This window comes from Streptomyces sp. NPDC088350, from assembly GCF_044753545.1.
In the GTDB taxonomy this organism is placed as follows: Bacteria; Actinomycetota; Actinomycetes; order Streptomycetales; family Streptomycetaceae; genus Streptomyces.
In genome coordinates this window covers 196044-209998 of sequence record NZ_JBIVNL010000015.1, presented here as the reverse complement: position 1 = coordinate 209998, position 13955 = coordinate 196044, and the positions used below count along the sequence as shown (strand labels likewise).

Here is a 13955-nt window from a genome sequence, read left to right as displayed (position 1 = left end):
CCCGCCGCAGGACCTACGCCGCCCGCAGCAACGTCACCACCGCGGCCCCGCCCAGTCCGATGTTGTGCGCGAGACCCACCTCGGCCCCCGCCACCTGCCGCTCCCCCGCCGTCCCCCTCAACTGCCATACCAGCTCGGCGACTTGGGCGATCCCGGTGGCCCCCAGCGGATGTCCCTTGGAGATCAGCCCGCCGGACGGGTTCACCACCCACCGCCCGCCGTAGGTCGTCCCCCCGGACTCGACGAGCTTCCCCGACTCCCCGGGCTCGCACATGCCGAGCGCCTCGTACGTCAGCAGTTCGTTGATCGAGAAGCAGTCGTGCAGTTCTACGACGTCCACGTCCTCGATGCCGAGTCCGGACCGTTCGTAGACCTGGCGGGCGGCGGCCCGGGACATGGGCCGGCCGACGACGTCGATGCAGGAGCCGGAGGCGAAGGAGTCCTCGGTGTCGGTGGTCATGGCCTGGGCGACGATCTCGACGAGCGGGCGGGACGCCGGCCCGTGGGCGTCCGCGAACCGCTCCGAGACCACGACCGCCGCCGCCGCGCCGTCCGAGGTCGGTGAGCACTGGAGTTTCGTCAGCGGGTGGTGGACGACGCGGGCCGCGAGGATGTCGTCGACGTCGTACACGTCCTGGAACTGGGCGTACGGGTTGTGGGCGGAGTGCCGGTGGTTCTTGGCGGCGACGGCGGCGAGCTGTGCCTCGGTCGTGCCGTACTTCTCCATGTGTTCGCGGGCCGCGTCGCCGAAGATCTGGGCGGTGGGCGGAGTCATCTCGAAGCCGTGCCGGGCGGCCATGACGCCGTAGTGCCGGGCGACGGGGGAGGTCGCGAAGTCCCCTCCGTCGGTGCCGCCACCGAGCGCGCCGCGCTTCATCCTCTCGAAGCCCAGCGCGAGTACGCAGTCGGCCGCGCCACCCTCGACGAGTTGCCGGGCCAGCATCAGGGCGGTCGAGCCCGTGGCGCAGTTGTTGTTGACGTTGTAGACGGGGATGCCGGTGAGACCCAGTTCATAGGCGGCGCGCTGGCCGGCGGTCGAGGGCTGGAAGCAGTAGCCAATGGGAACCTGTTCCACCTCGCCGTAGGAGATCCCGGCGTCCGCGAGGGCGGCGTTGCCGGCCTCCCGCACCATGTCCCAGTACTGCCACTCCCGGCTCTCGGGCTTCTCGAACTTCGTCATCCCGACGCCGGCTACATAGGCCTTCATGGCGGGCGAGATTAGAACACGTTCCACTGAATGACCAGAGCTGACGGAAGGTCAGATATTCATGGGACGGTCAAGGATTCGTTAGTACGCCGAAGCATCGGAATAGTTGCCCATGCATACGAGGTTTACCGTGCACTTATCCCGCACGGATCAACCGGTTCCACCCGCTCTCTTCAGGCCTGGAGGCCTTACTCCATGACGCACACGTCGACCGACCAGCCCGCACGGAGGCCGTCCGGCGCCGTCGTGCCGGTGCTCGCCTTCGCGGGCATCGTTGTCGCGGTGATGCAGACCCTGCTCGTCCCGGTCATCAAGGACCTGCCGCAGCTGCTGAGCACCGAGCCCAGCAACGCCACCTGGGTCCTGACCTCGACGCTCCTGTCCGGAGCCGTCGCCACGCCGATCATGGGCCGCCTCGGCGACCTCTTCGGCAAGCGGCGGATGCTGATCACCAGCCTGGCCGTGATGGTCGTGGGCGCGATGGTCAGCGCCCTCACCAGTGATCTCCTCACGATGATCGCGGGCCGTGCGCTCCAGGGCTTCGCGATGGGCGCGATACCCCTGGGCATCGGCCTGATGCGCGACATGCTGCCCCGCGAGAAGCTCGGCTCGGCCATGGCCCTGATGAGCTCCTCCATCGGCGTCGGCGGCGGCCTCGCGCTCCCGCTCGCGGCCCTGGTCGCCCAGCACGCCGACTGGCACGCCCTCTTCTACGGCGCCGCCGGCCTCGGTGTCCTCGCCATCGTCCTCACCCTCCTCGTCGTACCGGAGTCCCCGATGCGCGCCGAGGGCACCTTCGACGTGCTCGGCGCGATCGGCCTCTCCGCCGGTCTCGTCCTCTTCCTCCTCCCCATCACCAAGGGCAGCGACTGGGGCTGGACCTCCGGCACCACGCTCGGCCTGTTCGCCGCGGCGGCCGTCGTCCTGCTCCTGTGGGGCGTGATGGAGCTGCGCCTGAAGGCCCCGCTGGTGGACCTGCGCACCACGGCCCGCCCGGCGGTCCTCTTCACCAACCTCGCCTCGATCATGGTCGGCGTCTCCTTCTACGTCGTCTCCCTCGTCCTGCCCCAGCTCCTCCAGCTGCCCAAGGCCACGGGCTACGGTCTCGGGCAGTCGATGGTCACCGCCGGTCTGCTGGTGGCGCCGCTCGGCCTGACGATGATGTTCACCGCGCCTGTCTACGCCCGTCTCTCCGCGAAGTACGGCCCGAAGGTCACCCTGATCCTCGGCATGCTGATCATCGGCATCGGCTACGGCGCGGGGCTCGGTCTGATGAGCGCGGCCTGGCAGAGTCTCGTCATCGCGGTCGTGCTGGGTGCGGGTATCGGTCTCGCGTACTCGTCGCTGCCCGCGCTGATCGTGGGGGCGGTGCCGGCGTCCGAGACCGGGGCGGCGAACGGGCTCAACACCCTGATGCGGTCCATCGGTACGTCGGTCTCCAGCGCGGTGATCGGGATGGTGCTGGCGAACACCGCGAACCATGTGAACGGGGTCGCGATTCCTACGATGCACGGGTTCCGGGTGTCGTTCCTGATCGCCACGGGTGCGGTTGCCGTCGGCCTGTTGATGGCGCTGTTCCTTCCGAAGCCGAACCGTGCGCCGCGGTTGAACTTCAGCAGCGAGGAGGAGGCGAACCTTGAGCGGGCCGAGGAGGTTCTGCGGGGGTTCCGGGGGCGTGTTCTGGGCGCCGACGGTTCGCCTGTTGCCCGGGCGAAGGTCACGTTGATCGATCGGCGGGGGCGGCAGGCGGGGGCGACGTTGTCCTCGGAGGACGGGAGTTACGTTCTCGCTGTGCCTTCGCAGGGGGCGTATGTGTTGGCTGCGCGGGCGGCTGGGCATGGGCCGCTTGCCTCGTCTGCGACGCATGCGGGGGACTCCGTCGCGGTTGAACTGGATCTTTCGTTGCCCGGTGAGACTGTCAGCGCGTAGTCGGTTTCGTTGTTTTCTGCGGGTGCGTGGGGGCTGGTCGCGCCCACGCGGCGGAGCCGCAAATCGACACAGCCCCGCGCCCCTAAAGGACGACGTAGCCTGGCCGCGTTTGCATACTCGCTCCGTACCGAAGGGACCGCCCCATGTCTCCGGCGCCCAAGCCTGAAATCCTTGCCGCGTTCGAGGCCGCCAAAGGGTTCATGCCGGTCGGCGAAGGGCTCGCCCTGTACTCCGCCGCCGTAGAAGCCGGAGGCCTCGGGCTGCCGTTGCTGGAAGTGGGGACGTACTGCGGGCGCTCCACGCTCCTCCTCGCCGATGCCGCCCGCGCCGCCGGTGTCACGGCTCTCACTCTCGATCATCATCGGGGCAGTGAGGAGCAGCAGCCGGGGTGGGAGTACCACGACCCGGAGACCGTCGACCCGGAGATCGGGCTGATGGACACGTTGCCCACGTTCCGGCGCACTCTGCACAGGGCCGGGCTGGAGGAGCACGTGGTGGCCCTCGTCGGGCGGTCGCCGCAGGTCGCCCGGATCTGGGGCAGCCCGCTCGGCCTCGTCTTCATCGACGGGGGTCACACCGACGAGCACGCGAACGGTGACTACGAGGGCTGGGCGCCCCATGTCGCCGAGGGCGGGCTGCTCGTCATCCATGACGTGTTCCCGGTCGTCGAGGACGAGTTCACCGGCCAGGCGCCCTACCGCGTGTATCTACGGGCCCTGGAGTCCGGCGCGTTCACGGAGGTGTCGGCGACGGACTCCTTGCGTGTCCTGCGGCGCACGGGTGCCGGCGTCTGACGTCAACTCGGCAGTCCGGCAAGCCAGTCCGTGAGGTGCTGGTTGACCTCCGCGGGCCGCTCCTGCTGGATCCAGTGCCCGCAGCCCTCCAGGATGTGCGAGCCGCGCAGACCGGGCAGGGTCGCCGGGTACGCGGCGATCGCGTCGGCGAGCCAGGTGGTGGAGGCGTCCAGGGCGCCGCCGAGGAACAGGGACGGCTGGGTGACGGGTGCTCCGTCGAAGGGGGCCAGGTCCTCCCAGTCGCGGTCCATGTTCCGGTAGCGGTTCAGGGCGCCGGTCAGGCCCGTGCGCTCGAACTCCCCCGCGTAGACGTCGAGTTCGTCCTCGTTCAGCCAGGCGGGCAGCCCGGCCGCCGTCGGGAAGCGCTCGCGCAGTGTGCCGTCGGCGCGGCTCACGAAGTGCGGGTCGGGGGTGCCGGGTGCGGGCATGGTGCCGGCGGAGAAGGCGGCGTAGAAACCGGCGAGCCAGCCGCGGACGTCCGGTTCTATCTCGGCCTCGGCGCGGCCCGGCCGCTGGAAGTAGGAGACGTAGAACTCCTCGTCCCCGCCCATCCCCGTGAGGATCTCGCCGGGGCGCGGGCCGCCGCGCGGGGCGTAGGGGACGCTCAGCAGTCCTACGGCGCGGAAGACGTCCGGCCTGAGGAGGGCCGAGTTGGCGGCGATGCCCGCGCCCCAGTCGTGCCCGACGATCACCGCGGACCGCTCCCCGAGCGCGTGCACCACCGCCACGGCGTCCTCGACGAGGTCGAGCATCCGGTACGCCGACACGTCCTCGGGCCTCGACGAGCGGCCGTAACCGCGCACGTCGACCGCCACCGCGCGGTGTCCGGCGGCGGCCAGTGCCGGGAGCTGGTGACGCCACGAGTACCAGGACTCGGGGAAGCCGTGGACCAGGAGGACCAGGGGTCCGGTGCCCTGTTCCACCAGGTGGATACGGCCGGCGGGGCCGGGAACGAGCCGATGCGTGACGTCCTTGACCATGGTCATGAGTCCTCCGTGACGGGGGCTGGTCCCACGATCCTGTGCCCCGGCCCGGCGCGCCCACGACTCTTGTTGCCGCTTCAGCAAACCGGGGTCGAGCGACGGCTAGGGTGGCTTGCGTGTCGTACGTAGGTCCGGACTTCGATTCCCCGCAGCCCCGCCGTCCCCGCCGAGGGCCCCTGACCGTGGCGCTGGCCGCGCTGGTCCCGGGGGCGCTGATCGGGTGGTTCGTGTATGAGGCGGTGGGTGGTCCGGGGGGCGGGTCGGGTACCGCCGCGGCCCATACCTCGTCTTCTACGTCCGCCGCGCCGTCCGGCGCGTCCGCGTCCCCGACGGCCACCGCGTCTAACGACGACAAGCCGCCGAACCCCACTCCCCTCAAGGGCAAGGTCGTCGTCATCGACCCGGGGCACAACATCACCAACTTCCAGCACAGCGCCGAGATCAACCGCAAGGTGGACATCGGCACGAACTGGAAGGAGTGCGACACGACGGGGACGTCGACCAACGCGGGTTATTCGGAAGCCCAGTTCACGATGGACGTGTCCCATCGGCTGAAGGCGCTGCTGGAGAAGCAGGGCGCCACGGTGAAGTTGACGCACGACGGTGACTCCCCGGCCTGGGGGCCGTGTGTCGACCAGCGCGCCAGGTTCGGCAACGCGGCGCACGCGGACGCCGCGATCTCCATCCACGCGGACGGCGCACCGGCCGGCGACCGCGGCTTCCACGTGATCCTGCCGGCGTCCGTCCACGCCGGTGCCGCCGACACCCGTGCCATCGTCGCCCCCTCCGGCGCCCTCGGGCGGAGCATCGAGCGCAACTACCTTCACGCGACGGGCGAACAGCCCTCCAATTACGTCGGCGACGGCACCGGTCTCGTCACACGTAAGGACCTGGGCGGTCTCAATCTGTCAACGGTTCCCAAGGTGTTCATCGAGTGCGGCAACATGCGCGATAGCAATGACGCTGCACTGCTGACGAATAGCGCCTGGCGACAGAAGGCGGCGCAGGGGATCTCTGAGGGAATCGTGAGTTTCCTGCGCGGGTAAGGATCAGTGGGCTGATCCGGGCGGACACCCTGACGGGGTGGACGATAGGGTCTACCGACGACGAGACGACCTACGAAGGACCTGAAGTGAATATCCGCTCCCTCACACGAGGCGACGGCGTGGTGATCGGAGCAGCGGTATTGCTCTTCATCGCGTCGTTTCTCAGCTTCTACACCGCCAACGGTTTCAGTAACGCTCCGACCGCCTGGGACTATCTCGGCGACGGCCTTGGCCTCTACCTGGGCGGGGTCATCGGTGCGGCCCTGATCGTCGTCAATCGCGCGCTGCCACAGCCGCGCAAGATCGTGGGACTGGAGCTGGGCCAGGCAGGCGTCGCGTTCTCGGTCCTGGTGCTCTGGGCCCTGTTCTGGACCCTCGTGGATGTTCCGGACGGCGTCAGCGCCGGTGCCGGTCTGATCCTCGGCTTCATCGCGGCCCTCGTCCTGGCCGGCGGCGCCATCGCCACCCCTCTCGTCCCCGCCCTCCAGGCCGCCCTGGTCCCGGCCCCCAAGCCGGTCGCCCCGCAGCCCTACGGCGCGCAGCCGCCCGGTGGTTACGGCTACCCCGGCGCTGGTGCCGGTGCGCCGCAGCAGCCCTCGTACGGCACGCCGCCGCAGCAGGCGCAGGCCGGGCAGCCGTTCGGGCAGCCCGCTCCCGCACCGGCTCCGGCCGGGGACTTCTCGCCGTTCTGGTTCGCCGTGCCGGTGGCCCGCCCGCTGTTCGCGGAGGACGGTTCGCCGACGCCGATCGCCGAACTCGCGCCGGGTACCTGGTACTTGGCCGTGGAGCAGCGCGGTCCGGCGCTCGTCGCGCAGACGCAGGACGGCCGTCGTGGCGTACTGCAGGACACCTCGGGGATCCAGCGCGGCTGAGCCCCCACAGCGTCCACCACGGCCCCTCGCCCTTCCGGGCGGGGGGCCGTTGTCGTACAGTCGCAGCCGTCCGTCCATTGACTGACGGTACGTCAGTTTCGTGACTGTGGAGGCGATATGCGGCTCGGTCTCGCACTCGGGTACTGGGGGCGCGGGCCCTCCGCCGGCCATGTGCCGCTGGCCCAGGAGGCGGAGCGGCTCGGGTACGACTCCGTGTGGACGGCCGAGTCGTGGGGGTCCGACGCCTTCACCCCGCTGACCTGGATCGCCGCGCAGACCTCAAGGATCAAGCTGGGTACGGCCGTTGCGCAGATGGCGGCGCGGTCGCCGACGACCACCGCGATGCACGCGCTCACCCTCGACCATCTCTCCGGCGGGCGGGTGCTGCTCGGGCTCGGACTGTCGGGGCCCCAGGTGGTGGAGGGGTGGTACGGGCGGCCGTTCCCCAAGTCGCCGCTGACCGCGACCCGGGAGTACGTCGAGGTCGTACGGCAGGTGGTGCGGCGGGAGGCGCCGGTCGAGGTGGACGGGCGGTTCCACGCGCATCCGTACCGGGGTGCGGACGGTACCGGGCTCGGCAAGGCGCTCAAGTCCATCACCCACCCGCTCCGTTCGGACCTGCCCGTGCTGCTGGGCGCCGAGGGACCGAAGAACGTGGCGCAGACGGCGGCGATCGCGGACGGCTGGCTGCCGTTGTACTGGTCGCCGAGCCGGCCCGAGGTGTACGGCACGACGGCTTTCCGCGAGAACTTCCTCGTCGCGCCCATGGCGCAGGTGAAGGTGTGCGACGACGTCGCCGAGGGTCTTCTCCCGGTGAAGATGATGCTCGGCTTCTACATCGGCGGGATGGGGCACGCCGCCCGTAACTTCCACGCCGATCTGATGGCACGCATGGGGTACGAGGAAGAGGCCCGGCGGATACAGGAGTTGTTCCTCGCGGGCCGCCGGGAGGAGGCCGTACTCGCCGTGCCGGACGCGTTCGCCGACGAGATCTCGCTCATCGGGCCGCGTGAACGGATCGCGGAGCGGCTGGAGTTGTGGCGCAAGGGCCCGGTGACGGACCTGCTGGCCCTTGCGCCCGACCCGCACACGCTGCGGGTGCTGGCGGAGCTCAACTCCTAGCCGCGGAGATCAACTCCTGGACACCGAAGGGCTCTTACCCTCCGGCGAGCTGCCCGGCCGACGGCACCTTGTCGGTCACCTCGGCACCCGCGCTCTTCCCGGCGTCCTTCACCTTGTTGATGATGTCGTCGAAGGAACTCGCCGTGGCGTCGGTCGAGTCGCCCTTGCGGAGCTTGGACGGCAGGTCCTTGAGGGAGTCGATGCCGGCGCTGAGCGGGGCGACCGCCTTGGCGAGTGTCGGGTCGCCCTTGGCGTTCTTGGTGGCCGCCTTGAGCCGGTTGTACGCGAAGACGCCCGCGAGGCCCGCCTTGACCAGCGCGAACCTGCGTCCGCTCGCGCCCTTCTTGAACTTGCCCGCCTTCCAGGGCTTCACGATCCACTGGTAGGTGGCACCGGCGGCGAGGCCCGCGTTCGCGACGAAGCGGGTCTTGGCGAACTTCTGCCGTTCGGCGGAGGTGCTGGGGCTCGGGGTGGCGGCGGCCACGACGGCCGCGGTGTTCTGCGTGGCGTCGTCGGTCGCGCTGCCGCAGGCGGTGGCACCGGCGAGCAGGGCGCAGCACAGGGTGAGCGCCACGAAGAGGCGCCGTATCGGTACGGGCACGGGGTCCTCCGGGGTTTTCTCCCCGAGTGGGTGTCCTTACCCCGGCAGCGTTACCCGGCCGGGGAGGTTGCGCCACTTGGGGGACGCCGTTCGGGTTCCCCTATGACGCCGTCTGCGGGTCCGTTGCGGCTGGTCGCGCAGTTCCCCGCGCCCCTAAAAGAAGGCAGCGGGCCCGTGTTTTTAGGGGCGCGGCGAACTGCGCGACCAGCCCCCACCGGGCCGCGCCTAACAACAATCCGGATCCAGCCCCAGAGGCAAACGCTCCGCACCGAACACCGCACAGGTCGCGTCATGCCCCCCGAGCGCCGCCACCGCGAGCAGCAACGACCCCGCCGTCCACGTGGTCAACTCCCGCGGCCACACCGCATCGTCGTCGAAGACATACCCCGTCCAGTACAGCCCGGTCTCCGCATCACGCAGATGCTGGATGGACTGGAGAATCTCCAGGGCGCGGTCGGACTCCCCCAACACCCACAGCGCAAGGGCGAGTTCGGCGGACTCACCCCCCGTCACCCACGGGTTGGGGACGACGCAGCGCACCCCGAGTCCGGGTACGACGAAGCGGCTCCAGCCCTCCTCCACCCGGGACTTGGCCTCCGTACCGGTCAACGCGCCGCCCAGGACCGGGTAGTACCAGTCCATCGAGTAGCGGTCCTTGTCCAGGAACCGTTCCGGATGGCGGCGGATCGCGTGCCGCAGCGCGCCGACCGCCAACTCCCAGTCCGGCTGCGGCTCTTCACGCTGTTCGGCGATCGCGAGCGCGCAGCGCAGCGCCTGGTGGACCGAGGAGGAGCCGGTGAGGAGCGCGTCCGGCGTGTCCGTGCCGTCGTCCTCCCGCTTCCAGCCGATCTGCCCGCCCGGCTGCTGAAGCCGCAGCACGAACTCGACGGCCGCGAAGACCGTGGGCCACAAGCGGTCCAGGAACGTGTCGTCGCCGGTCGCGAGGTAGTGGTGCCACACGCCTACGGCTATGTAGGCGACGAAGTTGGTCTCGCGCCCCCGGTCGGTCACCTCGTGCGCGTCGCCGTCGGCGTAGGCCGCGTACCAGGACCCGTCCTCGTTCTGGTGCCGGGCGAGCCACCTGTACGCCCGCTCGGCGGCCTCGTGTTCGCCCGCCGCGTCGAGCGCCATCGCAGCCTCGGTGTGGTCCCACGGGTCGAGGTGATGGCCCCGGAACCACGGGATCGCCCCGTCCTCCCGCTGCACGGCGAGGATGCCGGCGACGGTCGCGGCGGCCTGCTCGGCGGTGAGGACCCCGGGCAGGACGAGGTGTTCTGTCCGGGGGGTGGTCACTTGGTGGCCGCCTCGGCGAGGCCGGGCAGGTGCGGCTTGGTCGCGTAGGCCACGAAGCTCTTGCCGATCAGCGGGTTCAGCGCCTGTTCGGCGACCCGGGTGGCGAGGGGTTTCTTCATGATGTCCCAGACCAGGAGCTTGTGGTACGCCTGCACCGGCAGCGCCTTGTCGTTGTCCACGCCGAACGCGCACTTCAGCCACCAGTACGGCGAGTGCAGCCCGTGCGCGTGATGGGTGCCGTACGGCTGGAGGCCCGCCTCGCGGATCTTCGCGAGGAGTTCGTCCGCCTTGTAGATGCGGATGTGGCCGCCCTCGACCTCGTGGTAGGCGTCGGACAGGGCCCAGCAGATCTTCTCGGGGCCGTAGCGCGGGACGGTGATGGCGATCCGGCCGCCGGGCTTCAGCACGCGGACCATCTCGGCGAGTACGCCCTTGTCGTCCGGGATGTGCTCCATGACCTCGGAGATGATCACGACGTCGAACGACTCGTCGGGGAAGGGGAGTTGGAGCGCGTCGCCCTCCATCGCGGTGGCGGTGGCGCCGGCCGGGGCCTCGCCGGCCTCCTTCATCGCCGCGAACCACTTGGCGACCTCGCGGATCTCCTCGGCGTTCTGGTCGAGGGCGACGACCTGTGCCCCTCGCCGGTAGCACTCGAACGCGTGCCGCCCGGCACCGCACCCGAGGTCCAGGACACGGTCGCCAGGGGCGAGCGGGAACCGGGAGAAGTCGACGGTCAGCACGTGGCCCTGCTTTCGGGATAGACACCGGTAACACTGGTCGGAGAGGGCGAGGGGGACGTCGTACGGCCGGGGATCGCCTCGCGGTAGCGGGCCACCGTGCCCTCGGCGGCCTTCGCCCAGGTGAAGCGGGCCAGTACGCGTTGCCGGCCCGCCGCACCGAGGCGGGCCCGGAGTGCCGGGTCGGCCAGGAGGCGGCTCAGGGCGGTCGCCAGCGCGCCCGGGTCCCCGGGCGGTACCGCGAGGCAGGTCTCGCCGTCACGCCCCGCGACCTCCGGGATCGCCCCGCCCGTCGTCGCGACGAGGGGCGTGCCCGTGGCCATCGCCTCCGCCGCCGGGAGCGAGAAGCCCTCGTACAGCGAGGGCACGCAGGCGACCTCCGCGGAGCGGACCAGGTCGACGAGTTCGGCGTCCGAGATGCCCTTCACGAACTCGACGGCGCCTTCGAGGCCGTAGCGCTCGACGGACTGGGCGACCGGGCCCTCGGTCGGGCGTTTGCCCACGACGATCAGGTGGGCTTCGGGGTGTTCGGTGCGGACCTTGGCGAGGGCCTCGACGAGGAAGACGAGGCCCTTGAGGGGGACGTCCGCGCTGGACGTGGTGACTATCCGGCCCGGTACCTGCGGTATCGCGGGGTCCGGGGAGAACAGGTCGGTGTCGGCGCCGATGTGGACGACGTGGATGCGGTCGTCGCGGACGCCGAGGTGGTCGATGATCTCCTGGCGGGAGGTGCCGGAGACGGTGAGGACGGAGGGGAGGCGGCGGGCGACGCGCTTCTGCATCCGGGTGAAGGCGTACCAGCGGCGCTTGGACATCCGCTGCCGCCGGTTCTCGGCCGCGTCCAGCTCCAACTGCCGGTCCACGGTGATGGGGTGATGGATCGTCGTCACCAGCGGGGCGCCGACGTCCCCCAACAACCCGTACCCGAGCGTCTGGTTGTCGTGCACGACGTCGAACTCGCCGCGCCGGGCGCGGAGATGGCGGCGGGCGCGGAGCGAGAACGTGAGGGGCTCGGGGAAGCCGCCGGTCCACATCGTGCCGACTTCGAGCGCGTCGATCCAGTCCCGGTACTCGTCGCGCTTCGGGGTGCGGAAGGGGTCCGGGGAGCGGTAGAGGTCGAGCGAGGGCAGCTCGGTCAGGGAGATGCCGGGGCAGCCCTCGTCGAGCACCGGGTACGGCTGCGAGCCGATGACCTCGACGCGGTGGCCGAGGCGGGCCAGCTCGCGGGAGAGGTGACGGACGTAGACGCCCTGTCCCCCGCAGAACGGGTTCCCTTTATAGGTGAGGAGTGCGATACGGAGCGGTCGCTCGCCGTCGGCGGCGGGATCCTCCTGGGGACCCGCCTGACTGGCCTCAGCGGTCACTCTGAGCCCCCTTCTGCCTGCACTGTCCCGCGAGATTACGCCGGGACGCTAATCTAGAACAAGTTTCAGACTTGATCGTCCAGGAGGTTCTGAATCTACCGGCCGGTACGGGCGCTGTGAGAAGTGGATCAGGTGATTCACACCACGGCCGACGCCCTGCCATGATCGGTCCGATCACCCGCCCTCACCGACAGTCACGGAACGGGAGCCATGCCAGCGCAAGCCAAGCCCGAAGCCACCGTGCGGACCTCGCCGCCCCTCACCGAGCGGCAGGAGGCCCGTCGGCGCCGCATCCTGCACGCGAGCGCGCAGCTGGCGAGCCGGGGCGGTTTCGACGCGGTGCAGATGCGGGAGGTCGCGGAGTCCTCGCAGGTCGCGCTCGGCACGCTGTACCGGTACTTCCCGTCCAAGGTGCATCTGCTGGTGGCCACGATGCAGGACCAGCTGGAGCACATGCACGGCACGCTCCGCAAGAAGCCGCCGGGCGGCGAGAGCGCGGCCGAGCGGGTCGCCGAGACCCTGATGCGGGCGTTCCGCGCCCTCCAGCGCGAGCCGCATCTCGCCGACGCGATGGTCCGCGCCCTGACCTTCGCGGACCGCAGCGTCTCCCCCGAGGTCGACCAGGTCTCCCGGCAGACCACGGTGATCATCCTGGACGCGATGGGCCTGGAGAACCCGACGCCCGCGCAGCTCTCCGCCGTCCGCGTGATCGAGCACACCTGGCACTCGGCCCTGATCACCTGGCTCTCGGGCCGCGCGTCCATCGCCCAGGTGAAGATCGACATCGAGACGGTGTGCCGGCTGATCGACCTGACGGAACCGGGCGCCGAGGCCCCGGGCAACAAGGCTTAGCCGACCGGCTCCAGGCCGCTCCAGCTCCGGCCGATCACGGTCTCCCCCGCCCACCGTTCCAGCAGCCGCCGGGCATCCTCCTCGGGGGCGGCCAGCGAGACCTGCTGGGCGCCGGCGTTCACGACGCGCTTCTGCTCGTGCGTGCCCTCGCTGCAGCAGGCGCACAGCACGCGCACGCTGCTCGCGGGCTCGGCGCCGAAGCCGTGCTCGGTGAAGAGGGCGAGCAGCGCCTCCAGGTCGTCGGCTTCGGCGGCACTCACCGTCACTTCCAGCGTGGGCAGTTCGGACGCCACGAAGAGCAACAGCTCGTCGAAGACGGGGACTTCGACCCCGTCGTAGATCCGCTGCCCGGTGGGCTCGCCGTCGTGCACGACGATCTCGCCGTAGCGACGACCGCCTGTGACGGGCACGTTGACCACCTTTCCCCGGGTGGGGCACAGCCGCTCGATCCACACGACCTCCCGCTGTCCGCCGGTGTCCAGCCGCACGCACGCCGGGCCGAACCGTGTCTCGATCGGCCCCTCCCCGTCCGGGAGTTCGATGCCGAACCCGGCCCAGGCGTCCCGTGCCGTCGCCCAGTCGCCCTGGATGGTGGCCGCGATGCCGAGGTTCCAGTACGCCGGGTCGCCCTTGCCGCGCGGGGCGCGAGCGGCTGCCTCGCGCCCCAACTCGTAGGCCTTCGCCCAGTTCCGCAGGAACTTGTGGGCGAGCGCGGCGTCGTACCACCAGGCCTCGCTCGCCTTCTCGTCCGGGAAGTGCGCGAGCAGCTGCTCGTAGAGGTCGGCGGAGCGCAGCCACTCCTCGGCCTCCCATGCCGTTCGCGCCTGCTGGAGCAGCCTTCTGGCCTCGGACTTCTTCACGCGCTCCCACCCCGGTCGATCATCTGCCTGCTACGACCGCTGGAGCGTAAGCCCCCTACTCCTCCGGCGGAAACACCGGCTCCCCGCTCCCCAGCAGTGTGATCATGATGGCCTCCACCGGGCACCCTTCCGCCGCCGCGAGGATCTTCTCGTTGGCGTCCGTCTCCGGTTCGGCCGGGTGGGACTGCATGGCCGAGTCGAGGCGGAAGCGGTCGGGGGCCTGGTGGACGCACTGGGCCGAGCCGATGCAGACGGAGCGGTCGACCTCTACCTGCCAGCGGTCGCCCATCGCCGG

14 protein-coding genes are annotated in these 13955 nt (G+C 70.4%); 6 read left to right on the top strand and 8 right to left on the bottom strand.

Translation table 11 applies throughout. The features are described 5' to 3' along the window. Positions 1-13: 13 nt before the first annotated feature. Complete coding sequence (locus tag ACIQBL_RS41160) at positions 14-1207, bottom strand: lipid-transfer protein (protein ID WP_401952110.1); 1194 nt, start codon at positions 1205-1207, stop codon at positions 14-16. A 195-nt stretch (positions 1208-1402) separates the two neighbouring features. Here ACIQBL_RS41160 and ACIQBL_RS41155 point away from each other — a divergent pair, with 195 nt between their 5' ends. Then, a complete protein-coding gene (locus tag ACIQBL_RS41155) occupies positions 1403-3136 on the top strand; it encodes an MFS transporter (protein ID WP_401952108.1) in 1734 nt (577 codons plus the stop codon). 143 nt (positions 3137-3279) lie between these two features. Then, positions 3280-3930 (top strand): class I SAM-dependent methyltransferase, encoded by a 651-nt coding sequence (locus ACIQBL_RS41150; RefSeq protein ID WP_401952105.1) that lies wholly within the window; start codon positions 3280-3282, stop codon positions 3928-3930. A 2-nt stretch (positions 3931-3932) separates the two neighbouring features. On the opposite strand, the gene ACIQBL_RS41145 is transcribed toward ACIQBL_RS41150, so the two are convergent. Continuing rightward, complete coding sequence (locus ACIQBL_RS41145) at positions 3933-4916, bottom strand: alpha/beta fold hydrolase (RefSeq protein WP_401952103.1); 984 nt, start codon at positions 4914-4916, stop codon at positions 3933-3935. Positions 4917-5029: 113 nt separating this feature from the next. Between ACIQBL_RS41145 and ACIQBL_RS41140 the strand changes: the two genes are divergently transcribed. From ACIQBL_RS41140 to ACIQBL_RS41130, 3 genes are all read left to right on the top strand, one after another. Continuing rightward, positions 5030-5959: an N-acetylmuramoyl-L-alanine amidase gene (locus tag ACIQBL_RS41140; protein WP_401952100.1), complete on the top strand. Its 930-nt coding sequence runs from the start codon at positions 5030-5032 to the stop codon at positions 5957-5959. Between the two features lie 86 nt (positions 5960-6045). Continuing rightward, entirely contained in the window at positions 6046-6831 is a 786-nt protein-coding gene (locus ACIQBL_RS41135) for a DUF5336 domain-containing protein (RefSeq protein WP_401952097.1), read from the top strand. A 117-nt stretch (positions 6832-6948) separates the two neighbouring features. Then, positions 6949-7953: an LLM class F420-dependent oxidoreductase gene (locus ACIQBL_RS41130; protein ID WP_401952094.1), complete on the top strand. Its 1005-nt coding sequence runs from the start codon at positions 6949-6951 to the stop codon at positions 7951-7953. Positions 7954-7987: 34 nt separating this feature from the next. Here the strand turns inward: ACIQBL_RS41130 and ACIQBL_RS41125 are convergent, their stop codons facing one another. The 4 genes from ACIQBL_RS41125 to ACIQBL_RS41110 all read right to left on the bottom strand — a co-directional run bounded on the left by ACIQBL_RS41125 (position 7988) and on the right by ACIQBL_RS41110 (position 11948). Then, on the bottom strand, positions 7988-8554 hold the full coding sequence (locus tag ACIQBL_RS41125) for a hypothetical protein (RefSeq protein WP_401952092.1): 567 nt from the start codon (positions 8552-8554) through the stop codon (positions 7988-7990). Positions 8555-8779: 225 nt separating this feature from the next. Beyond that, the gene (locus tag ACIQBL_RS41120) at positions 8780-9847 is read right to left on the bottom strand and encodes a prenyltransferase (protein WP_401952090.1); all 1068 of its coding nucleotides are present in this window, start codon (positions 9845-9847) and stop codon (positions 8780-8782) included. Continuing rightward, complete coding sequence (locus ACIQBL_RS41115; RefSeq protein ID WP_401952087.1) at positions 9844-10587, bottom strand: class I SAM-dependent methyltransferase; 744 nt, start codon at positions 10585-10587, stop codon at positions 9844-9846. Before ACIQBL_RS41115 ends, ACIQBL_RS41120 begins: the two co-directional genes overlap by 4 nt. Beyond that, entirely contained in the window at positions 10581-11948 is a 1368-nt protein-coding gene (locus ACIQBL_RS41110; protein WP_401952084.1) for a glycosyltransferase family 4 protein, read from the bottom strand. The genes ACIQBL_RS41115 and ACIQBL_RS41110 overlap by 7 nt, the downstream gene beginning before the upstream one ends. A 210-nt stretch (positions 11949-12158) precedes the next feature. On the opposite strand from ACIQBL_RS41110, the gene ACIQBL_RS41105 reads away from it, so the two are divergent. Next, entirely contained in the window at positions 12159-12800 is a 642-nt protein-coding gene (locus tag ACIQBL_RS41105; protein ID WP_401952081.1) for a TetR family transcriptional regulator, read from the top strand. Here the strand turns inward: ACIQBL_RS41105 and ACIQBL_RS41100 are convergent. Both ACIQBL_RS41100 and ACIQBL_RS41095 read right to left on the bottom strand, forming a co-directional pair. After that, positions 12797-13660 (bottom strand): tetratricopeptide repeat protein, encoded by an 864-nt coding sequence (locus ACIQBL_RS41100; protein WP_401952079.1) that lies wholly within the window; start codon positions 13658-13660, stop codon positions 12797-12799. The two genes, ACIQBL_RS41105 and ACIQBL_RS41100, sit on opposite strands and share 4 nt — an antisense overlap. A gap of 55 nt (positions 13661-13715) precedes the next feature. Further along, positions 13716-13949 (bottom strand): ferredoxin, encoded by a 234-nt coding sequence (locus ACIQBL_RS41095; RefSeq protein ID WP_401952076.1) that lies wholly within the window; start codon positions 13947-13949, stop codon positions 13716-13718. Positions 13950-13955 lie beyond the last annotated feature (6 nt).